The following is a 21,461-nucleotide window of genomic DNA, read 5'->3' on the forward strand; positions in this document are numbered from 1 at the left end:
GAGAACACGGGAGGAGAGCGCGGTGTCCCTTCACAACCACCACGGTCCGCGGAAGGTGCGGTCACGTGAGGATCTCGTCGGCCCGCTGTTCGGGGCGGCGGCGTTCCAGATGCTCAACGCGGGCTGCGAGCTGGGCCTGTTCGCCCTGCTGAGCGACAAGGGGGAGCTGGCCGCCGAGGAGGTCGGCGACGCGCTCGGGCTGGACCCGCGCCCGGCGGAGATCCTGCTGCTCGGCGTCACCGCTCTCGGGCTCACCGAGGTGACAGGCGGGCGCTACCGCAACTGCGCGGTGATCCAGGGGATGTTCGAGGACGGTTCCTGGGAGGTGCTGGCCGACATCGTCGCCTTCCAGGCCAAACTCGTCTATCTTCCGCTGGCCGACCTCGTCGAGTCACTGCGGGAGAACACCAACGCCGGGCTGGCCCGGTTCGCGGGGACGGGCGAGGACCTGTACCACCGGCTGCCCGAGACGCCGGAGCTGGAGCGGCTGTTCTACCGCTGCATGCGGTCCTGGTCGCTGCTGTCCAACCCGGTCCTGGTCGCCAGGGCGGACCTCACCGGGGTGCGCCGGGTGCTCGACGTGGGCGGCGGCGACGGGGTCAACGCGATCGAGCTGGCCCGCGCCAATCCCGGGGTCGAGTTCACCGTGCTCGACCTGCCGGGCGCGGTGGACATCGCCCGGCGCAAGATCGCCGACAACGGCCTGAGCGATCGCATCGACGTGCGGGTGGGCGACATCTTCAACGACCCGTACCCCGAGGGCCACGACGCGGTGCTGTTCGCCAACCAGCTGGTCATCTGGTCCCCGGAGCAGAACCGCGACCTGCTGCGCAAGGCGCACGCGGCGCTGCCCGAGGGCGGCAGGGTCATGGTGTTCAACGTGATGTCCGGCGACACCGGCGACGGCCCGCTCTACTCGGCGCTGGACAACGCCTACTTCGCCACGCTCACCGCGCCGCGCAGCATGATCTACAGCTGGAGCCACTACGAGCGGTGGATGCGCGAGACGGGGTTCGACGAGGTGCGCAGGCTTCCCGGGGAGACCTGGACCCCGCACGGGGTGATCAGCGGGATCAAGCGGGCCCCCGCCGCGAGCTGAGCCGGGGATCCGGACGGGGCGCCCACACGGCCCCCGCCCGGACCCGCGAGCCCCGAGCCCCGAGCCCCGAGCTCCGAGATCTGAGCCCCGAGCTCCGGGTCCTGGGTTCCGAGTCCTGGGTTCCGAGTTCTGAGTCCCGAGCCGGTCCTGCCGTACAGGAGTCATCGAGATGAGTGCCGCACGGCGTATCGAGGGAATCCTCGACGAGATCCGCGCCATCGCCCCCCCGTGGCGCCGCGCGCTGGACCACGCCACCCTGCGCAGGCTGTGGGAGCTGACCGCCGAGCTGACCGCGACGTACCCGGCGGGGGGCGCGCGCTACCGGCACGTCCTCGCGGCGGCCGGGCGGGACGTCGGCGTGCCGCACCGGCGGGTACGCGACCTGGTCGGCGGCAGCACCGTGCTGGTCATCGGGGCCGAGGGGCGCATCGGCGGCATGCTGGTCGCCGGGCTGGCGGGCATGGGGCCGGGCAGGCTGCTGACGGCCGGACTCTCGCCGGACGCCCCCGTGGACGGCGCCGAGCACCGCGTCCTCGACATCCGCGACCGGGAGCGGGTCTCCCGGCTGATCGCCGGTGTCCGCCCCGACGTCGTCTTCCACCTGGCCACGCGCCCCGTCACGGGAACGGCCGAACGCGACACCCACGACTCGGTCTGCGCCGACGTGCTGGGCACGCGCCACGTCGTGGACGCCTGCGCCGAGGCGCGGGTCGGCGTCCTGGTCGTCGCCTCCGCCGAGGAGTCACTGCTCCTGTACGCCCACGACGTCCGGTCGGCCAGCAAGCGGGCCATCGAACTGATCGTCGCCGACGCCGCGGCCCGGGGGCGGGTGAACGCCGTCATCGCGCGCCTCGCCCACGTCACCGACGACTCGCCGCTGCTGCGCCGCTTCCGCCGCGCGTGCCGCGAGGGGACGGTGCTGTGGCTGCCGGCGCCGACCCGGCGATTCCACCTGCAGTCCGCGCGGGAGGCCGCGCAACTGCTGCTGGTCGCGGCGACCGGCGCCCGCGCCGGCGCGGCGGCCGTGCACGCCGTCCGGGACCTGGCCCTGCCGGCGACCCCCCTGGACCTGGCGGTCGGGGTGATGAGAGAGGAAGGGGTGACGGCGATGCGCATCGCTGACGACGTGACGGGCAGACCGCCCCAGCACTGCCCGGACCTGACGGGCCGGGCGGGCCTCACCGGGGTCAGCCCGCTGTTCAACGCCTTCGAGGCCTCCGGCGCCGAACGGTCGCTCTCGCCGGACGTCGACGTGGTGGCCTGCCGGTTCCGGCTGCCCGCGGCGGCCGTACGGCAGCTCGACCGTCTCGCCGACCTCTGCCTGGGGACCCGGGAGCACGACATGGCCGACGCGTTCGACCGGTTCGCGCGCACCTTGCTGGAGGCCAACCTGGCGCAGACGCCACGGTCCGTCGTCCGCCGCATCGCGCACCTGAGCGAACCCCACCGCCGGCACATGACGGCCACGGACCGCATGGTCAACGACCGCGTCAGGTGGTGGGCGGCGCGATGAACACCTCCGAACGGACCCGTCTTCCTGGAACGGTCCTGCTGCTGTGCCTGAGCCAGATCGTCGGATCGCTCGGGCTGGCCGCGGGCGCCACCGCGGGCCCCCTGCTCGCCGAGCTGATCACCGGATCCGCGGCCTACGGCCCGACGGCGATGGGCGCCCTGGTCACCGGGTCGGCGCTGGCCGGCCCCGCCGCGGGCACGATCATGCGGCGGCTCGGGCGCGTGTGGGGACCGGCCGCCTGCAACCTCTGCGCGACCGCGGGCGCGGCCGTCGTCGTGTTCTCCGTGAACTGGGGGCTGGCGAGCCTGCTGCTCGGCACCGTGCTCCTGGGCGCGGGCACCACCGGCGTGATGCTCGGCCGCTATCTGGCCACCGACCTCGTCGACGAGCGCCGTGCCCCGCAGGCGATGGGGCTGGCGGTCGCGGCCGTCACCGTCGGCGCGGTCCTCGGTCCCGTGCTGCTCGGACCGACCGGCGTGGTGGCGGAGGCGGCGGGCCTGCCCCCGCAGACGGGTCTGCACCTGCTCGCGGTGGTGGTGTTCCCGCTGGCGTCACTGATCCTGCTCAGGCTGCGCGGTGGCGGCGGGCCGGAGGCGCCCGCGACGGGCACCCCGGCCTCCGGGCGCGGGACGGGACGGCTGCTGCCGCTGCTGGTGCTGGGCACCGGCAACCTGTCCATGGTGGCGATCATGGGCTCCGTGCCGAACCACCTGCAGCACAGCGGGTGGGACCTGCAGGCGGTCGGGATGTTCGCCGCCCTGCACATCGGCGCGATGTTCGCCTTCGCGCCGGTCTCGGCGGCGCTGTGCAGGCGGTTCGGCCCCCGCACCGTGGCGCCGGCCGCGGCGCTGTGCATGACCGGCTCGCTCGCCTTCGGCGTGCTCGGCGGCGGCGTCGGCTCCGACCTGGCGCTGCTGGCGCTGGTCGGGGTGTCCTGGAACCTGCACCTGGTCAGCGGCAGCATGTGGCTGGTGGAGGTGACGCCGGAACCGCTGCGCAACCGCGCCGAAGGGCTCGGCGAGCTCGCCATGGGCGCCGCCGCGGCGGCCGGAAGCCTCGGCCTGGCCGGGCCGCTGCTCTCCCTGGGCGGGCTTCCGCTGCTCTGCCTGGCGATGGCCGCGGTCAACGTCGCGACCGCCGTGGCGCTCGCCGCCAGGGCGCGGTCGCGCCGCACCCCGGCGGCCCCGGCTCCGGTCTCCGCGGTCTCCGCGGACTCCCCGAGCCGTGATCTCCCGAGGCCGTGAATCCCCGCCCGTGAATCCCCGAGGCCGTGAATTCCCGGCGTCGCGAGTCCTCGAAGTCGTAATGCCCCGGCGCGTACGGGGAAGGTCACCGTCGGAGAGACCGACCACGATTCCATGGAGCCGAATTGAGTGCAGAGTCCGAATCCGTGATGTCTCCCAGCCGCTTCGACGACCGGATCACCGCGGATCCGGACTCGGCCTGGCCCGTGGAGGCGGGCCGCTACCGGCTGGTCGCGAGCCGCGCGTGCCCGTTCGCCAGCAGGGCCGTGGTGAGCCGCAGGCTGCTCGGCCTGGAGGACGCGATCTCACTGGCCGTCGTCGATCCCATCCAGGACGACCGGGGCTGGAACTTCGGCCTCGGCCCCGGCGGCAGGGACCCCGTCCTCGGCTACCGCTACCTCAGCGAGGCGTATCTGGCCGCCGACGCGGACTACGACGGCGGGTTCAGCGTTCCCGCGATGGTCGACGTGGCCACCCGGCGCCTGGTGACCAACGACTTCGGCGTGATGACCCTGGACCTGGCGACCCAGTGGACGGCACTCGCCCGCCCCGGCGCCCCGGACCTGTATCCCGAGCCGCTGCGCGCGGAGATAGACGAGCTGAACGAGGTGGTGTTCCGCGACGTCAACGCCGGCGTGTACGAGGCGGGCATGGCCACCACCCAGGAGGCGTACTCGCGGGCCTACGACGCGCTGTTCGCCCGCCTGGACGCGCTGGAGGAGCGGCTGCGGACCCGTCGTTACCTGGTCGGCGACACGATCACCGAGGCCGACATCCGGCTGTTCACCTCGCTGGTGCGCTTCGACGCGGTCTACCACGGGCACTTCCGGTGCAACCGGTCGAAGCTGACGGAGATGCCGGCGCTGTGGGCGTACGCGCGTGACCTGTTCCAGACTCCCGGCTTCGGGGACACGGTCGACTTCGACCACATCAAGCGCCACTACCACCTCGTCCTGGACGAGGGCAACCCCCACCACATCGTGCCCGGCGGCCCGGACCTGTCCGGATGGCTCACCCCGCACGGCCGCGAGGCGCTCGGCGGCAGGCCGTTCGGGGACGGCACCCCGCCGGGGCCGCCGCCCGGCGCGGAGGCGGTGCCGCCCCGGGGACGCGCGGCCTGACGCGGCCGCCCCGGCTCCTGTCGCGGCCGTCCCGCATCCTGTGATCCGTCCTGTTCTCTGTGACGTCCCATGGTTCTCCGTGGCGTCCCGTGGCCGATGCCGAGCTCCCTGACCCCCTGAGTTCCCTGCCCCGCGTCCACTGATCCGTCCCGGCTCCGGAGGAGCCGGGACCGGGACGGGCCATGGTCACGCCGCGCAGTGCCGCCGCAGCAGCCGCGCCACCGCGAAGGCCAGCTCGATGGACTGGCCGGCGTTCAGCCGCGGATCGCACGCGGTCTCGTACCGGTGCCCGAGGTCGACGTCCAGCACCTCCTCCACCCCGCCGAGGCACTCGGTGACGTCGTCGCCGCTCAGTTCGAGGTGGATGCCGCCGGGGAAGGTGCCCGCGGCCCGGTGCACGGCGAAGAACCCCGCGACCTCGCGGGTGATGTCCGACAGCCGCCTCGTCTTGTAACCGCTCCGCGAGCGGAAGGTGTTGGCGTGCATGGGGTCGCAGGCCCACACCACCGGCCGCCCGGTGGCGCGGATCTCGTGGACCAGCGGCGGGAGCAGGTCGAGCACCCGGTCGGCGCCCAGCCTGCTGATCAGCACCAGCCTGCCGGGCGTGTGGCCGGGGTCCAGCCGCTCACACAGCAGCCGCAGCTCGGCGGGCGTGACGTCCGGTCCGATCTTCACCCCGATCGGGTTCGCGATCCCGGACAGGTACTCGATGTGCGCGCCGTCCCGTCTCCGGGTCCTGTCGCCCACCCACAGCATGTGGGCGCTGGTGCCGTACCAGGCCCCGGTCTCCTCGTCGGGCCGGGTCAGCGCCTCCTCCCAGCCGGGCAGCAGCGCCTCGTGCGAGGTGTAGAGGTGGTCCTGCGGGGTGCTCCGGTCCGTCCGCTCCGCACCGCACGCGGCCATGAAACGCAGCGCCCACGCGATGTCGGCCGCGACGTCCTCGTGCTGCCGGGCCGCGGGGTTGCGCCGTACGAACTCCTGGTTCCAGGCGTGCACCTGCTCAAGGTCGGCGAAGCCCTCCTGCAGGAGGGCGCGCAGCACGTTCAGCGTCGCCGACGCGTGGTGGTAGGCGCTGCGCAGCCGTTCGACGTCGGGGGTGCGGGCGGCCCGGGTGGGCGCCGTGTCGTTGACGATGTCGCCCCGGTACACGGGCAGCTCGACGCCGTCGACGATCTCGGTCGGGCTGCTGCGCGGCTTGCCGAACTGCCCGGCGATCCGGCCGACCTTGACCACCGGCAGGCCGGAGCCGTAGGACAGCAGGATCGCCAGCTGCAGGATCAGCCGGAGCTTGCCGCGCACCCCGTTCTCGATGCAGGAGCCGAACCGCTCCGCGCAGTCGCCCGCCTGCAGGAAGAAGGCGCGGCCGTCCGCGACGCGGGCCAGTTCGGCGCGCAGGTCCTCGATCTCGCCGGGCAGTACCAGCGGCGGAAGCTGGGAGATCTCGCCGAGGACGCGACCCAGCCCCGCGGGGTCGGCCCAGTCGGGTTGCTGGGAGATGGGCAGCCCGCGCCAGGAGTCCGGACGCCAGCCGGCCGGCGGCGGGTGTACGCCGGTACGGGCCGGCCGCGGGGCGGGGGCACCATCGGTCGGAACATCAATCATCTGCATGCCGCTGACAACTCCTTCACCAGATCTGCGCGATCGCGCCCGCTCCGGGGTGACGCGTCGCGGTCGCCGTTCTCGGCCGCGGGAGGCACGAAGGTCAGGAAAGCCCCGAGGCCGGGGAGGCCGGAGAGGCCGGGGTGCTCCCGCCGCGTGCCCCCCTCCCCGGCGGGCCGGTCATCCGCTCCTCAGGAAGTTCGCCATGAGCCGCTTTCCCATGGGGGTGAGCACGGACTCCGGGTGGAACTGGACGCCGAAGGTCGGGTGCGACCGGTGGCGCAGCCCCATCAGCACGCCGTCGTCGGTCCACGCGGTGGGTACGAGCTCGTCGGGCAGGCTCGCGTGGTCCACCACCAGCGAGTGGTACCGCGTGGCGGTGAACGGGTTGGGCAGCCCGGCCAGGACGCCCGTGCCGTCGTGCCTGATCGTCGAGGCCCTGCCGTGCACCGGCGCCGTCCGCACCACCTCGGCGCCGTACGCCGCGGCGATGCCCTGGTGGCCCAGGCACACGCCCAGCACCGGCATCCGGCCGGTGAGCGCCCGCGCGGCCGGTGCCGACAGGCCGGCCTCGGCGGGGGTGCAGGGGCCGGGGGAGATCACCAGCATGTCGTGGCGGGCCAGCCCGCCGATCGTCGTCTCGTCGTTGCGGAACACCGACACCGCGGCGCCGAGCTCGGCGAGGTAGTGGACCAGGTTGTAGGTGAAGGAGTCGTAGTTGTCGATCACCGCCACCTTGGGGGTCGCGTTCATGTCGTGGCCTCCGCCTCGCGTACCGCGCTGAACAGCGCGTTGGCCTTGTGCAGGGTCTCCAGGTACTCCGCTGTCGGGTCCGACTCGGCCACGATCCCGGCGCCCGCCTGGACGTACACCGTCTCGTCGGCGATCACCATGGTCCGCAGGCCGATGGCGAGGTCGGCCTTGTCGCCGACGCCGACGAAACCGATCGCGCCGCCGTACACGCCGCGGCGCTCCGCCTCCAGCTCGGCGATGATCTCCATGGCGCGGATCTTCGGCGCGCCGCTCAGCGTCCCGGCCGGGAAGGCCCAGCGCAGCGCGTCCAGGCAGGTCGCCTCCGGCAGCAGCTCTCCGGCCACCGTCGAGGACAGGTGCATCACGTGCGAGAAGCGCTCGACCTCCATCAGGCGCTCCACGCGCACGGTGCCGGGGGCGCACACCCGGCCGATGTCGTGCCTGCCCAGGTCCACCAGCATGACGTGCTCGGCGCACTCCTTGGCGTCGCCGCGCAGGTCCTGCTCCATCGCCAGGTCGTCGTGCGGGGTCGCGCCGCGGGGCCGGGAGCCGGCCAGCGGCTTGGTGCGGGCGGTGCGGCCGTCGGTGCGCACCAGCAGCTCAGGGGAGGCGCCCACGACGTGACGTCCCCCGCCGAGGCTCAGGTGGTACATGTACGGCGACGGGTTCACCGCGCGCAGGTGCCGGTACAGGTCCAGCGGGGTGACGCGCAGCGGCCGGGAGAAGCGCTGCGAGAGCACGATCTGGAACGCGTCGCCCGCGGCGATGTACTCGCGCGCCCGGACGACCCGCCGTTCGAACTCCTCCTGGGTGACGTTGGAGCGCCACCCCTCGCTGTCCGGCGCGGCACGCGGGCGCGACCGCGCGGCCCGGCCGACGAGCCCGGGGGCCGAGGGCGCGGACCGCAGGCACAGGCCCATGCGGTCGAGCCTCTCCACGGCGTCCCCGTAGGACTCCCGGTCGGGCCGGAACAGCGTGAGCACCAGCAGCTTGCGGGTGGCGTGGTCGAACACCACCAGGTCCTCCGCGGTCATGAACGCCGACTCCGGCACTCCCGGCGCGGGCCCGTCGGGAAGCGGCAGGCGCTCGAAACGGCTCGCGGCCTCGTAGCCGAGATAGCCGACGACGCCGCCGTGGAACGGCGGCACCCCGGGCACCGGGGCGGCCCGCGTCATGGCGATCTCGTGCAGCGCGGCCAGCGGGTCGCCCACCGGCGGGTCCAGCAGCCGGGGCCGGTGCCCGATGTAGGAGTATCTGCCGATGTCGCCGCTGACGGGCACGCTCTCCAGCAGGAATCCGGTGTCGTCAGGGCCGCAGAGCCGGTCGAACACGATGATGGGGGTCAGCGCGTCGGCCAGGAACTCCCGGTACACCGGGACGACGGCGTGGTCGCGCGCCAGGGCCGCGGCCTCGGCGCAACCGGGTACGGTGTCCAGGTCGAAGGCGGCACGCGCGGGTGAAAAGGTCATCAGGGCCTACTCCTCGACAACGCATCGGGTCCGCTCGGGCGCCATGAAGATCCCCTGCTGCCGGGCGGCGGGGATCGGCCCGGCCGCGCGCATGCGGACCGAGGACAGCACCATCGCCAGGATCATGCGCATCTCCGCGCGGGCGTACCCGCGCCCCACGCAGGTGCGGGAACCTCCGCCGAACGCGCCCCACACGTAGGGGTCGACGGAGGCGTCCACGAACCGCTCGGGCCGGAACAGCGACGGGTCCGGGTAGAGGTCCGGGTCGCGCTGCAGCAGGTACGCGCAGTGGACCAGGAACGTCCCGGGCGGCAGTTCGTAGTCGTCGATCCGCATCGGCGAGACGACCATGCGCACCCCGTTGAGCGCCGAGACCGGGTGCAGCCGCAACGCCTCCATGAGCGTGGCGTCGAGGTAGTCGAGCCCGCGGAAGTCCTGGGCGCGCACCGGGCGGGAGCGGAAGCGGTCGCCGAGCTCGCGGCCGAGCTCCGCCCGCACCCGGTCGTCGTCGAGCACGTGCAGGAACGTCCAGGACAGGGTGTTGGCCGTGGTGGAGAAACCGGTGTAGAGCAGGCTGAACACCTCGTCCCGTACCACCTCGTCGGTCAGGGATCCGTCGCCCTCGGCGGCGTGGCGCAGCAGGGCGGCGAAGACGTCGTCCACGCCCGCCTCCGCGCAGCGGTCCAGATGCCCGGGCAGGCGCTCGTCGACGAAGGCGCGGACGGCCCGGTCGGCCTCCAGGATCTCCTCGCGCCCGCATCCGGCGTTCTCCATGGGGAGCAGCAGCGCCGCGAGGGCGGCCTTGTCCTCGGCGTCCATCCCCCCGCAGACCACCTCGACGATGATGTCGCTCGTCAGCGCCTGCAACGCGGTGAACAGGTCGAACGGCACCCCTCGCGGCCAGCGCGCCACGTGCGCGTCGACCGCGTTCGCGGTGATCGCGGCGTAGTCGCGGCTGCCGCTGAAGGCGGGGTGCAGCTGGGCGCGGCGCCTGCGGTGCATGGTGCCGTCGATGTAGCCGACGGACTCCTCCTCGGTGCCGAAGAACACCTTGTTCGCCAGGGCGCCACTCGTCCGGTCGTCCGAGCCGTACATCACCTTGAGCTGGTCCGGCCGGGTCAGGAACACCCAGTGGCCGTTGTGCTCGACCGCGGTGAGGTCCTCGTTGCCCAGCGCGCCCAGGCGCAGGGTGAACATGTCGCCGTAACGCCGGGCCGTCCGTTCGACGCACCCGAAGGGGTCTCGTTCGAACGCGGCGAGCTGCTCGGCGACCGGCCCGTCCGGGCCGGGGGGAAGCCGCCGTACCGGGGTGGTGGTCAACATCGTCCTCTCACTCCTCTCCGAGCCTGCGCAGGGCCCAGCGGACGTCCTCGACGAACTGGTCGATGACCCCCGCGTCGGTCTGGTGGTGCATGATGCACGCGCGGATCACGTGTCCTTCGTGCGGCAGCTCCGAGGTGGCCACGTAGATGTTGCCCCGGGAGCAGATCAGCTCGCAGGCCCGCTGCGTGAGCCGGTCGGCCTCGGCCGTACCCGCCTTGTCTGCCGTGCCTGCCTTGTCGGCCGCGTTGTTCGGGCGCACCTTCAGCGCCACGGTGGGCAGGTGCGGCTCTCCCCGCGAGACGATGTCGATCCCGTCCACCTCGGCCAGCCGCCTGGCCAGGTCCTCGGCGAGGTCGAGCTTGTCGTCGAGGCACCGCTCGAAGGCGTTGATGCCGTGCATCTTGATCGGCAGCCACGCGGTCAGGCCGCGGAACTCGCGGGTCAGCTCGGGGCCGTAGTCCATGAAGTCGGGGCGCTCGTCGTCCTGCGACAGCTCCGGGATGTAGGCCGCGTCGGGGATGGCGAACGCCTGCTTGAGCGTGCTCTTGTCCCTCACCAGCAACGCGGAGCTGCCGTGCGGCAGGAACAGCGACTTGTGGGCGTCGACCGCGATCGAGTCGGCCTCCTCGATGCCGTCCAGCAGCACCCGCCCGCGCCGGGTCAGGCGGAAGAAACCGCCGAAGCAGGCGTCGACGTGGCACCAGACGCCGTACTCGCGGCACAGCGCGGCGACGGCGCGCAGGTCGTCCACCGCGCCGGTGTTCGTGGTGCCCGCGGTGGCCACGACGCAGGCGGGCGGCGTGCCGTAGCGCAGGTCCCGCTCGATCATCTCGCGCAGCGCGGCGAGGTCCATGCGGTACGCGCCGTCGGTGGGCACGGCCCGGTGTCCTCCGGCGCCGATGCCCGCCAGCCGCTCGGCCTTGGCCACCGAGAAGTGCCCCTGCTGGGAGACGTACACGGCCGCCCGGTGGTGCTGGTGCTCGGGGAGGCGTTCCAGCGCGCACCGCAGCGCCATGAAGTTCGCGATCGACCCGCCCGTGGTCAGGTAGCCGAACGAGCCCTCGCCGTACCCCATCAGCGAGCAGAACCAGTCGATGACGTTGGCCTCCAGCCGGGCGAAACCCGGTGCGGCCGCCCAGGCGCCCGCGAACCGGTTGAGGCTGCGGGCCACGAACTCGCCGACGGCCCCCTGGAACAGCCCGCCCGAGGGCACGTGGGCCATGAACCCGGGGTGGGGGTGCATCATCCCGTCGGGGAGCGCGGAGTCGAAGATCTCGTCGAGCAGGGTGGCGACGGCCGTGCCGGTGCGCGGTGCCCGCTGCTCGGCCCGTGGCGGCTCCGCGGCGGCGACCCGGTACCAGGCGGGGTGGTTGCCCTTGCTCAGGTCCTCGTGGAAGTCCATGAGACGGGACGTCACGACGTCGAGCAGCTCCTTCTGCTGCGCCGGGCCCAGGTGCAGATCCGTCCCCGCCGCGCCGTGTTCCGCGCCGTTTTGCGCGCTGTGTTCCGCTACCGGTCGCGGTTCCGTCCGCGGAGCGGGGACGAGATGGCCGATCTCCACCGCCCGTCGCCCGTTCGACCGGCCGGCACCGGAATCAGGGCCGGGGCCCGGGGCGGAGCCGGGGCCGGGGTCGGTGCGGCCGATCGTCTCCGCGTACGCCGAGATGATCAGCTCCACCTCGTCGGCGGGATCGTGGCGCGAGCACAGCTCGTCGAGCACCGCCCGGTGCCGCTCGTGGCGGGCCACCGCGTCCTGGTAGGGGGTGTCGGTGAACGCCACGGCGTGGTAGAGCGGCACGTACAGGCTGGGATGCCGCAGGTGCAGCTCCTTCTCCAGTCTCTTACGGGTCTGGAACGCGACGTCCCCGCTGCGGTCCTTGAGTTCCGAGGCCATCGCGAGCGACAGGTCGGCGATGGTGTCGCCCGCGGGCCTGCGCCACTCGGTGTAGGCGGGCAGCGTGGCGGCGAGCGCGGCCGCGGCGCCCTGCCCGCTCTCGGCGAGGTTGCCGTCGAAGAGGGCGAAGAAGGTCCGTACGTCCTCGAAGCTGCAGTTGATGCCCTGGCCGAAGAACGGCACCAGGGTGTGCGCCGAGTCGCCGATGAGCACGGTCCGGCCGTGGTGGTAGGGATCGCACCGCACGGTCTTCAGCGGCGCGGGCGACCACTGCAGCACGTCCTCGGCGTACGAGGAGGCCAGGTCCACCACGTCGGGGAAGTGCTCCTCGAACAACGCGCGCACGTCCCGCGGGGTGCGCACCCGGTCCCACCCGAGCCGCTCGCCGCCCTCGCCGCCCTCGCCGCCCTCGCCGTCGTCCCCGCCGGCCATCGGCATCCACAGGCCCGCGGTGTAGGAGCCGTCCACGTTCGGCTGGGCCAGCAACATGAACTCGCCGCGAGGCCAGATGTGCAGCCCGTGCCGGGGGTTGCGCGGACGCTCGGGGTCACGCGCCGCGTCCAGCAGCGCGTGGCCGCCACCGGTGAGAGCGGGTATGCGGATCTCCACGAAGCCGTCGGCGACGTAGTCCTGGGAGATCCGCATCTGCGCCCCGCGCCGGAACATCTCGTGACGGACGATGCTGTTCGCGCCGTCACAGCCGATCAGCAGGTCCGCGCTCGTCCGCACGATCCCCGCCCCGCCGTCCACGAACGTCGCCGACCCCGACGCGGGCTCGACGCCGATGCACTCGAACCCGAAGTTCAGCCGGGCCCCGGCCTTCTCGGCCTCGTCGAGCAGCATCTCGTGCAGCAGGCTCCGCGGGATCGACAGCAGGTGGTGCAGGTCGGGGTCGGTGCCGTAGGGCTGGCAGGACGTCGTCCCGTCCACGTGGTGGATGACCCGCTGCGGCAGCACGACCCCGTTGCGGTAGAGCATGTCCACGATGTGGCCGTCCAGCGAGGTGAGCCCACGTCTGGTCAGGGTCAGGTTGAAGGAGTGCCCCCGGGCTCCGGTGGCCAGGCGCACATCCGAGCCGCGCTCGTAGAGACTCACCTCGAATGATCGTTTCCGCAGTTCGATCGCCACCAGACAAGCGACCGGTCCGGCGCCGACGATCGTCACCCGCACATCCCGGGCTGCCAGCATCGCGTCTCCTCCCCGTTCGATGGAGTCCTGTCAAAGCCTGAGATCGACGCTATGAGCGGCATCTCTCGCCGCCCTCTCGCCTTACTCTCCGTACCGGCGCGGAGTGGAACGAGAGACGAACGAGAGCACGACGGTGTAGGGCCGACTCCGAGACGACGCCCGGGATCCGTCGCGGGGACCCGGGTGTCCGTCCCGTGGCGCGAGGTCTGGAGTGCCTGGTGAACGTCCAGAAGTCCCAGGAGCGTCGCGCCGGTCGCCGGGGGGGCGGAGGGTCAGCCCGGGGTGAGGAAGTGGCCGTCGGTCCTGATGGCCTCGCCGGTGGTGTTGGTGTTGGCGGCCGAGCACAGGTAGACGATCATGCGCGCGGCGTCGTCGGGGTGGCTGACGCGCTTGGTCGCGGCGGCCTCGCCCGCCTTGTCGAGGAGGTCCCGCGGCATGGGTTTGCCCGCGGGGGTGAAGCCCGGCATGACGACGTTGGTGAGGATGCCGGCGGAGGCGAGCTCCCTGGACATCACGCGGGTCAGGCCGTGCAGACCCGCCTTGGCGGCCACGTAGGAGACGTTGCCGGGGAAGCCGTCCACGACCAGCCCCGTGGAGACGTTGACGACGCGGCCCCATCCGCTCGCCCGCATGTCGGCCAGCACGGCGCGGGCGAGCAGGTAGGGGCCGACCAGGTTCGCGGTCACCGACGTGGTGAACCGCTCGGGCGGTGCCGTCTCGAACAGCTCGCCCGGCTCGGGCCAGTCCGGCCAGCGGACGGCGTTGTTGACCAGGACGTCGACCGGTCCGAGCCGGTCGCGGGCGTGCGCGACCGCCGCCTCCAGCGAGTCGGGGCGGCCGAGGTCGAGCCGCCAGGCGATCGCCCGGGCGCCGCGCTGTTCGGCCATGGCGACGGTCTCCTCCGCGGCCCGGTGGTTGGTGTGGTAGCCGACGGCGACGTGCGCCTTCTCCTCGGCGAAGGCGATCGCGGTGGCCCTGCCGATGGCCGTGCTCGCGCCGGTCACCAGAACGACTTTTCCTGCGAGTCCGAGTTCCATGAGCTCTCCCGTGGGTGATGGTCAGGTGAGGTTGTCGCGGACGGTGTGCAGCAGCCGGATGAGACGCGCGGCGTCGGCGTCGCCGAGCCCCGCGCTCGCCCGGCTCTCCACCTGCGCCCACGCGGCCACGACGGCGCCGACCACGGCCTCGCCGCGTCCGGTGAGCCGCAACCGGGTCACCCGGCGGTCGCCCGGGTCCGCGGCACGCTCGACGAACCCGGCCCGCTCCATGCGGGTGATCGCCTTGGCGACGGTGGGTTGCTCGATGCCCATGCGCTGGACGAGGTCCGCCTGGGTGGTCCCGGGATTGTGGTGGAGGTCGACGATGAGGAGCTCCTGGCCCAGGTGCAGGCCGAGCTCGGCCATCCGGCGCTGCATCTCGGCGCGGTGCGCCCTGGTGACCTCGGCGAGGGCGTAGCCGATCGGCCCCTGTTCGGCCGCGATCTGCCGCCCGGCGGTCACGCCGGCACCGCCGGTCGGCCATCCGCGGCGCGGGCGAGGACGCGCCGCCACGGCCGGGTGGTGTCGTGTCGCCCCTCCTTGCGCGACAGGACGGCCACGAGCTGTCGCGCGGTGCGGGGGAGCGACCGGTCGTGCGATCCCTCCCCGGTGCTCCCGCGGATCGCGAGTACGTCAGCAGTTTCCATAGTCGGCTATCTTATAGTCGGCTATGGAAGTGCCGCAAACGGGATGTCGCGGGGGAGGGCCGGGCCGGGGGTGTCGCCGTGGGACGTGCGCCACGGATGGGGGTTCGCGGAAATATGGGGGCATCGCCCCCATGTCGAGGTTCGTGGTGATCGTCATACTTGACGGCTGTGAACCCTGCGAGCCCGTTCGTCGCCGTGCCGTCCCGAGCTCGGGCGGCGCGTCCCTCTGACCGGGCCGCCGTTCCCGCTGGTCCCGCTGGTCCGGCCGTTCAAGCCGTTCCGCGGGCCGAGCGTCCCGCCGCTCCCGGCGCGGAGGGTCCCGCCGCCGGAGCGGGCACGACGGAGGCCGTCGTGGACACGTCAGGCGTCCCGGCGGGGCGAGACGCGACCCTGTCGGACGTGACCCTGTCGGACGCGGTGCGTCCACTCGTCCGGCAGGCGGTGGAGCGGCTGGTCACCGGCGCGGCACGGCTGGAGGGCGGGGGCGCGCCCCCCTCGGTCCGGGAGCGGTTCGCGACGGACCTGGCGGCCCGGCTCACGCGCATCGCCTCCAGGGTCCTGGTGTTCGAGCTGAACGCGCGGCGGGTGAGGGGAGAGCTGTCCGGAGCCACGCCGGCCGAGCGGTTCGCCGACTTCGTGGGCCGGGTGGGCGGCGAGAAGGGACTCGCCGGGCTGCTGGAGGAGTACCCCGTCCTCGCCCGCCTGCTGCGCCAGGCCGCCGACCAGGCGGTGGAGGCGGGGCTGGAACTCCTGGCGCGCTTCGCGGCGGATCGCGAGCACCTGCGGGAACTGCTGGGAGGCGATCCCGGGAGCCTGGTGGAGTTCTCCGCCGCCGGCGACAGCCATCTCGGGGGGCGCGCCGTGACCGTGGTGACCCTGGCCGGTGGCGCGAGGGTCGTCTACCGGCCGCGGCCGGTCGAGGCGTACCCGCACTTCGCCGAGGTGCTCGACTGGCTCGACGAACGGCTCCCCGGCCTCGGCCTGCACGTCCCGCGCGCGGTGCGGCGGGAGGGCTACGGCTGGACCGAGTTCGTGCCCGCCGAGCCGTGCGCGGACGAGGCCGAGGTGGAGCGGTTCTACACGCGCGCCGGTGCGCTGCTCGCCCTGCTGTACGCGCTGAACGCCGTCGACGTGCACTACGAGAACCTCGTCGCCTCCGCGGGCCGGCCGGTGCTGGTCGACGTCGAGACGCTGTTCCACGCGGCGCTGCCCGCGGAGGCGTCCGCCGACCCGGCGCTGCACGCCCTGCGCGACTCCGTGCAGCGCACCGCGCTGCTGCCGAAGATGATGGTCGGCGAGCGGGGCGCGATGGACGTCTCCGGCCTGGGCGGGGACAAGGACGGGGTGTACCCGTTCCTGTCCGCCCAGTGGGAGGACGCCGGGACGGACACGATGCGGCTGGTGCGCGGTGTCACCCGTTTCGCCGGAGCGGCCAACCGCCCCACGCTGAACGGGGTGGACGCCGACCCGGCCGACCACGTGCCGAGCCTGCTGGCCGGTTTCCGGCGCGCCTACGACGCCGTCGCGGCGGGGCGCGACGAGCTGCTGCGCGGGCCGCTGGCGCGGTTCGGCCAGGTCGAGGTCCGTGTGCTGCTCAGGCCCACCCGCTTCTACGGCGAGCTGCTGACCGAGTCGACGCACCCGGACGTGATGCGGTCCACCGCCGACCGCGACGAGGTGTTCGACCTGCTGGACGCCGTGTCGGCCGGCGACCCCGCGCGGTCGGCCGCGGTGCCGTCCGAGCGGGCCGACCTGTGGGCGGGGGACATCCCGTACTTCGGCGCGTTCCCCGGCGAGCGGGAGATCCGCGACGGCGGGGGCAGGGCGCTGCCGTGGCGTCCGCAGGAGAGCGGGCTGGACCTCGTGGCCGCGAAGCTGGCCAGGCTGGGTGCCGCCGACCGGGAGAACCAGGAATGGATCATCCAGGCGTCGATGGCCACCCGCCACCGGGGTGGGCGGCACGCGCCCGGCGAGCCGTCCGAGGCGCCGCTGCCGGCCACGTTGCCCCGTCCGGCGGCGCTCGTGGCCGCCGCGCGGGGCATCGCGGACCGCCTGTGCGCGACCGCGCACCGCGACGGCCGTACCGTCAACTGGCTGGGCCTGGAGCCGGTGGAGGACGGCCGGTGGACGATCATGCCGTTGGGCGCGGGACTGTCCAGCGGGTACCTCGGCGTCGCGCTGTTCCTGGCGCAGGCGAGTCACGCCACCGGGATCTCCCGCTACCTGGACTTCGCCCGGATGGCGATACGGCCCCTGCCGGGGCTGCTGGAGCGGATCGCCGCGCACGAGGCCCTGCTGCGAGCCGTGGGCTGCGGCGGGTTCGGCGGCCTCGGCGGCATCGCGTACGGCCTGTCGCGGCTCGGTGTCCTGCTCGGCGACGCCGAGGTGGCGAGCTGGGTGGAGCCCGCGGTGGAGGCGGCCGGCGCGGCGGTCACCGACGAGGCGCCGCTGGACGTCCACGACGGCCTGGCCGGGTGCCTGGCCGCGATGCTCGCCGTCCGGCACGATACGGGATCGGCCGCGGCCGGCCGCGTGGCGGCGGCGTGCGCGGAACGCCTGGTGGCCGCGGCGCCCTCGGCGGCGGAGCCGGCGCCGGGGTTCGCCTTCGGCGCCGCGGGCGTGGGGTGGGCGCTCCTGCGGCAGGGGCGGAGCGTGGAGGGCGCCCGCCTGCTCACCCGCGCCGCCGCGCGGGCGGTGGAGGGGGACACCTGGTGCCACGGCCGGGCGGGGGTGCGCCTGGCCCTGTCCGACGCCGCCCTCCCGGGCGATGACGCCGCCGTCTCGGGTGGTGACGTCGCCGTCCCGCGCGATGACGCCGGTCTCCCGCGCGATCCGGCGGCGTCCCCGGTCTCCGACGTCCCGCTGGGGGGACACGGCCTGTGCCACGGCGAGACGGGGCGTCTGGAGACGCTGAGCGCCCTCGCCCGGCGGGGCGACCCCGCGGCACAGCGGTCACTGCACCGCCACACCGGCAGGCTGCTGGCCTCGCTGGACACCTACGGGGCGCGGTGCGGTACTCCCCGCCACGCGTCGACCCCGGGCCTGCTGGACGGCCTGGCCGGTATCGGCCACGGTCTGCTCAGGCTGGCCCTTCCCGAGATGACACCGTCGGTGCTGCTGTTGCGGCCCGCTGATGAAGGAGAGAGCCGTGGACTCTGAGAACCGTTCGACCACCGGGGAGCCGGCCGCGTCGTGGCAGGACCGGCTGGGCGGTCCGGCCGGATCGATCATGATCAGGCTGGCCGGGGTGTCCCCGGTGACCCGCGCGCTGGTGCTGGCCGGCCTGACGACGGGGGCGACGATCGCGTTCGGCTCGCCGGACACCGCGGCGCACGTGGTGCTGGCCGCGGGCGGGGACGATCCCGTCAATCCCGTCTCCATGAGTGCTCCCTAAATAGCATTTTTCGTGACATGGCGGCAGTTAACCTGTCGTCATGTCATTTATCTCCCCCATTCTGGTCGGACGCGAAAGGGAAATCGAGCAGCTCGACCGGCGCCTGTCCGCCGCGCGAGACGGCCGGGGTGGTGCGGTCTTCCTGCTCGGCGATCCCGGAATAGGCAAGTCCCGTCTTTCCACGGAGTGCGCGTATCAGGCGTTCGACACAGGAATGATCGCGTTACGGGGACGGGGCGGAGGTGTCAGCGCGGACATCCCGTTCAAACCGCTGTGCGAGGCGCTGCTCTCCTACACCAGGACCAAGGAGCCGCCGGACGACCCGGCCCTGGTGCCCTATCTGCCGGCGCTCACCACGCTGGTCCCGGAGTGGCGCCGGGCGGGGGTCGCCGACCATCTGGAGTCGGTCATGGTGCTGGCCGAGGCGGTCCTGCGGCTGCTGGCCGTCATCGGGCGGGACGGTGGCTGCCTGCTCGTCCTGGAGGACCTGCACGACGCGGACGCCGACACGCTCGCCGTCGTCGAGTACCTGGCCGACAACCTCGCCGGGGTGCCCGCCCTTCTGCTGGCCAACATGCGCAGCCACGCCGGGCCGGCCCGCTCCGTCGCCGAGGCCTGCGCCCAGCGGCGGACCGCGGACCTCGTCGAGCTCGCGCCCCTGCCGCCGGAGCAGCTCGCCCGGCTGACCGCCGCCTGCCTGGAGGTCGCGCCCGACGAGCTGCCCCGGCCGCTTCTCACCCGCCTGGAACGTGACACGGCGGGCGTCCCGTTCGTCGTCGAGGAACTGCTCGCCGCCATGGCGGACGTCGGCGCCCTGGAACGCGACGGGCGGCGGTGGCGGCTGAACGGCGATCCCGCGATCGACGTGCCGACCACGCTGGTGCGCAGCATCACGCTGCGCGCCGCCCAGCTGAGCCTCTCCGCCCAGGAGCTGCTGCACGCGGCGGCGGTCTTCGGCTCCCGCTTCCCGATCCCGATGATCCAGGAGGCCACCGGCCTGGCCGAGCGCGAGGTCATGGAGTTCCTGCGCGCCGGGACGGGGGCGCGGCTCATCACGCCGGACGACTCCGCCGGCGACTGGTACGCCTTCCGGCACGCGCTGATGGCCGAGGCCCTGCGCTCCTCGCTGATCCCCGCCGAGCGGGCGTCGATCGCGCGCCGCGCCGCCGACGCGCTGGAGCGCCTGCACCCCGGGCTGCCCGGCGAGTGGTGCCAGATCGCGGCCACCCTGCGCCTGACCGCCGGGGACACCCTCGGCGCGGCCGGCCTGCTCGCCGACGCCGGCCTCCGCCTGCTGGACGACGGCGCCGCCGACCTGGCCGTCACGCTGCTCGAACGCGCCTACGCCATGCTCGACCCCGCCCCCGCCGGCCTGCGGACGCGCGTCCTGCAGGGGTTGTTGCACGCGCTGACCGAGAGCGGGCAGGCCGACCGCGCCTTCGCCCTGGCCAAGGACCTCCCGATCGGCGGCGACCCGGCGATGACCATCGCGCACGAGATGGACCTGCGCACCAAGCTGGCCTGGGTCGCCGCCGAGATCGGCGAGACCGCCGACGGCCTGGCACACGTCGCGGCGCTCCGCAGGCTCCTCCAGGTCGACCCGGACGAGGCCCGTACGGCGGCCATCGACGTGATCGAGGCCCAGCTCATCGTCCCCGACCACGGGGTACTCCAGCAGAGCCCCCAGCGGATGGCCGCCGCCGAGGCCCTCGTACGTCGGGCCGTGGAGGTGGCCGAACGCGTCCCGCTCCCCGAGGTGGCCTGCCAGGCGTGGGAGCGGATGGCGATGTTCTCCCGGACCCGCGGGTTCGACGAGCCCGACCGGTGCCTGACGCGGGTGGCGTCCATCGCCGACGCCCACGGCCTGAAGCTGTGGAAGCTGCGGGCGACACTGCGCCTGGCCGCCAACCACGCCCTGCGCACCGGCGGGCGGGAGCCGCTGGAGGAGGCCGACAGGGCGGCGGCCCGGGCGGGCGCGATCAGCCTGGTCCACACCGCCCGGGCGTCCCTGGTGATGACGAGGGTGCTGCGCGGCGAGTACGGCGACGCCCACGAGCTCGCCGTCCCGTGCGTCGAGTCCACCATCCGGCTCGGTCACACCGCCTATACCCAGTACCTCCTGCTCGCCCAGGCCACGCTCGCGGCCCACCAGGCCAAACGCGCCGACATGGAGAGCGCGCTGGAGCGGTTTCGCGCGTGGGGCGGCGAGAGCAGCCTGCACATGCCGGTGGTCCACGGCCTGTGCCAGGCGATGTGCGCGCTGTTGGAGGAGGACCGCGACCTCTGCGGCGAGATGCTGACCAGGGCGCGGGAGTGGGAGGACGACAACCCCACCATCTACTACCTCACCGGCAGGTACGGCCTCGGCGTGCTCATGGACGTGCTCGCCGGCCGGGCGGGCGCCGCCGAGTGCGACGCCGCGGAGACCGCCTCGGCCGCCGAACTGGCCTGGAACCGCACCTTCCTCCACCTGGCCAGGGCCGTGCTGCTGGGCCGCGAGGGCGACCCCGAGGGCGCGCTCGCCGCGTTCGGCAGGGCCGCCGAGGCCGTCCGGCCCTTCCCCCTCGCCCACCACCTGGGGCTGCGGCTGGTCGCCGAGGCCGCCCTGGTGGACGGCTGGGGCGAGCCGCTCGTCTGGCTGCGCACCGCCGAGGAGTACTTCCACCAGGAGGGCGTCCCCGCGGTCACCGGGGCCTGCCGGGCGCTGCTGCGCGGGGCCGGCGCGGCCGTGGCGCAGCGCCGTACCGGACGGGAACAGGTGCCGAGCGGGCTGCGCGCCCAGGGCGTCAGCGTACGGGAGTACCAGGTGCTCGCCCTGCTCGCCGAGCGTCGCGGCAACGTCGACATCGGCAAGCGGCTGTTCATCTCGCCCCGCACCGTGGAGAAGCACGTCGCGAGCCTGCTGCAGAAAACGGGCCTGCCCGACCGCGCCGCCATGTACGAGCACGCGGCCGAGCTGATGCGCCCCACCTGACAGGGCCGATGCCTTATGACGCCCCGGGGTACGGGCTCGCGGCCGAGCCGATGCGCCGCAGTGCCGCTTGACAGGGCCCATGCCTTTGCGACCCCCGGTGTACGAGCAAGCGGCCGAGCTGATGGGCCACGGTCCCACCTGACAAGGCCGATGCCCCCATGACGCCCGGCGGGTCCGCGCGAATATGGGGGCGGTGCCCGCATGTG

At 73.5% G+C, this 21,461-nt stretch carries 15 protein-coding genes; 7 read left to right on the forward strand and 8 right to left on the reverse strand.

All coding sequences use genetic code 11. The annotated features are described in order from the left end of the window. The first annotated feature begins 22 nt into the window (after positions 1–22). From ACFFRH_RS03425 to ACFFRH_RS03440, 4 genes are all read left to right on the forward strand, one after another. Positions 23–1,099, forward strand: coding sequence for a methyltransferase (locus ACFFRH_RS03425; RefSeq protein WP_344747185.1), 1,077 nt, complete (start codon positions 23–25; stop codon positions 1,097–1,099). Positions 1,100–1,268: 169 nt separating this feature from the next. Continuing rightward, positions 1,269–2,612: an NAD-dependent epimerase/dehydratase family protein gene (locus ACFFRH_RS03430; protein ID WP_386154009.1), complete on the forward strand. Its 1,344-nt coding sequence runs from the start codon at positions 1,269–1,271 to the stop codon at positions 2,610–2,612. Then, positions 2,609–3,856 carry an MFS transporter gene (locus ACFFRH_RS03435; protein WP_386154012.1) on the forward strand — a complete coding sequence of 416 codons (1,248 nt, stop codon included), beginning with the start codon at positions 2,609–2,611 and terminating at the stop codon, positions 3,854–3,856. The genes ACFFRH_RS03430 and ACFFRH_RS03435 overlap by 4 nt, the downstream gene beginning before the upstream one ends. Positions 3,857–4,005: 149 nt before the next feature. Then, positions 4,006–4,977, forward strand: a complete 972-nt coding sequence (locus ACFFRH_RS03440) for a glutathione S-transferase family protein (protein ID WP_344746523.1) — start codon at positions 4,006–4,008, stop codon at positions 4,975–4,977. A 186-nt stretch (positions 4,978–5,163) separates the two neighbouring features. Here the strand turns inward: ACFFRH_RS03440 and ACFFRH_RS03445 are convergent, their stop codons facing one another. The 8 genes from ACFFRH_RS03445 to ACFFRH_RS03480 all read right to left on the reverse strand — a co-directional run bounded on the left by ACFFRH_RS03445 (position 5,164) and on the right by ACFFRH_RS03480 (position 14,887). Beyond that, complete coding sequence (locus ACFFRH_RS03445; RefSeq protein WP_386154015.1) at positions 5,164–6,585, reverse strand: class II 3-deoxy-7-phosphoheptulonate synthase; 1,422 nt, start codon at positions 6,583–6,585, stop codon at positions 5,164–5,166. A gap of 171 nt (positions 6,586–6,756) precedes the next feature. Continuing rightward, a complete protein-coding gene (locus tag ACFFRH_RS03450; protein WP_386154018.1) occupies positions 6,757–7,329 on the reverse strand; it encodes an anthranilate synthase component II in 573 nt (190 codons plus the stop codon). Further along, a complete protein-coding gene (locus ACFFRH_RS03455) occupies positions 7,326–8,798 on the reverse strand; it encodes an anthranilate synthase component I family protein (protein ID WP_386154021.1) in 1,473 nt (490 codons plus the stop codon). The genes ACFFRH_RS03450 and ACFFRH_RS03455 overlap by 4 nt, the downstream gene beginning before the upstream one ends. 6 nt (positions 8,799–8,804) lie before the next feature. Further along, on the reverse strand, positions 8,805–10,121 hold the full coding sequence (locus ACFFRH_RS03460; protein ID WP_344746475.1) for a cytochrome P450: 1,317 nt from the start codon (positions 10,119–10,121) through the stop codon (positions 8,805–8,807). A gap of 7 nt (positions 10,122–10,128) precedes the next feature. After that, positions 10,129–13,203, reverse strand: a complete 3,075-nt coding sequence (locus ACFFRH_RS03465) for an aminotransferase class V-fold PLP-dependent enzyme (RefSeq protein WP_344746476.1) — start codon at positions 13,201–13,203, stop codon at positions 10,129–10,131. 272 nt (positions 13,204–13,475) lie between these two features. After that, positions 13,476–14,240 carry an SDR family NAD(P)-dependent oxidoreductase gene (locus ACFFRH_RS03470; RefSeq protein WP_344746477.1) on the reverse strand — a complete coding sequence of 255 codons (765 nt, stop codon included), beginning with the start codon at positions 14,238–14,240 and terminating at the stop codon, positions 13,476–13,478. Between the two features lie 21 nt (positions 14,241–14,261). Then, positions 14,262–14,702 carry a MarR family winged helix-turn-helix transcriptional regulator gene (locus tag ACFFRH_RS03475; protein ID WP_344746478.1) on the reverse strand — a complete coding sequence of 147 codons (441 nt, stop codon included), beginning with the start codon at positions 14,700–14,702 and terminating at the stop codon, positions 14,262–14,264. After that, entirely contained in the window at positions 14,699–14,887 is a 189-nt protein-coding gene (locus ACFFRH_RS03480; protein WP_386154028.1) for a hypothetical protein, read from the reverse strand. Before ACFFRH_RS03480 ends, ACFFRH_RS03475 begins: the two co-directional genes overlap by 4 nt. Before the next feature lie 351 nt (positions 14,888–15,238). Here ACFFRH_RS03480 and ACFFRH_RS03485 point away from each other — a divergent pair, with 351 nt between their 5' ends. From ACFFRH_RS03485 to ACFFRH_RS03495, 3 genes are read left to right on the forward strand one after another with little or no spacing between them, the layout of a single operon-like run. Then, positions 15,239–18,046, forward strand: coding sequence for a type 2 lanthipeptide synthetase LanM family protein (locus ACFFRH_RS03485; protein ID WP_344746479.1), 2,808 nt, complete (start codon positions 15,239–15,241; stop codon positions 18,044–18,046). Then, positions 18,036–18,281 (forward strand): hypothetical protein, encoded by a 246-nt coding sequence (locus tag ACFFRH_RS03490; protein ID WP_344746480.1) that lies wholly within the window; start codon positions 18,036–18,038, stop codon positions 18,279–18,281. Before ACFFRH_RS03485 ends, ACFFRH_RS03490 begins: the two co-directional genes overlap by 11 nt. Positions 18,282–18,321: 40 nt before the next feature. Further along, complete coding sequence (locus ACFFRH_RS03495; protein WP_344746481.1) at positions 18,322–21,255, forward strand: helix-turn-helix transcriptional regulator; 2,934 nt, start codon at positions 18,322–18,324, stop codon at positions 21,253–21,255. The last annotated feature ends 206 nt before the right edge of the window (positions 21,256–21,461 follow it).

Origin of the sequence: Streptosporangium vulgare, from assembly GCF_042428775.1 — a bacterium.
Classification (GTDB): domain Bacteria; phylum Actinomycetota; class Actinomycetes; order Streptosporangiales; family Streptosporangiaceae; genus Streptosporangium; species Streptosporangium vulgare.

Excerpts from the sequence above, each read along its gene's own strand:
- ACFFRH_RS03470 (WP_344746477.1), bottom strand. The coding sequence starts at position 14,240 with ATGGAACTCGGACTCGCAGGAAAAGTCGTTCTGGTGACCGGCGCGAGC.
- ACFFRH_RS03480 (WP_386154028.1), bottom strand. The coding sequence starts at position 14,887 with ATGGAAACTGCTGACGTACTCGCGATCCGCGGGAGCACCGGGGAGGGA.
- ACFFRH_RS03445 (WP_386154015.1), bottom strand. The coding sequence starts at position 6,585 with ATGCAGATGATTGATGTTCCGACCGATGGTGCCCCCGCCCCGCGGCCG.
- ACFFRH_RS03495 (WP_344746481.1), top strand. The coding sequence starts at position 18,322 with ATGTCATTTATCTCCCCCATTCTGGTCGGACGCGAAAGGGAAATCGAG.
- ACFFRH_RS03465 (WP_344746476.1), bottom strand. The coding sequence starts at position 13,203 with ATGCTGGCAGCCCGGGATGTGCGGGTGACGATCGTCGGCGCCGGACCG.
- ACFFRH_RS03440 (WP_344746523.1), top strand. The coding sequence starts at position 4,006 with ATGTCTCCCAGCCGCTTCGACGACCGGATCACCGCGGATCCGGACTCG.
- ACFFRH_RS03435 (WP_386154012.1), top strand. The coding sequence starts at position 2,609 with ATGAACACCTCCGAACGGACCCGTCTTCCTGGAACGGTCCTGCTGCTG.
- ACFFRH_RS03430 (WP_386154009.1), top strand. The coding sequence starts at position 1,269 with ATGAGTGCCGCACGGCGTATCGAGGGAATCCTCGACGAGATCCGCGCC.
- ACFFRH_RS03455 (WP_386154021.1), bottom strand. The coding sequence starts at position 8,798 with ATGACCTTTTCACCCGCGCGTGCCGCCTTCGACCTGGACACCGTACCC.
- ACFFRH_RS03460 (WP_344746475.1), bottom strand. The coding sequence starts at position 10,121 with ATGTTGACCACCACCCCGGTACGGCGGCTTCCCCCCGGCCCGGACGGG.
- ACFFRH_RS03450 (WP_386154018.1), bottom strand. The coding sequence starts at position 7,329 with ATGAACGCGACCCCCAAGGTGGCGGTGATCGACAACTACGACTCCTTC.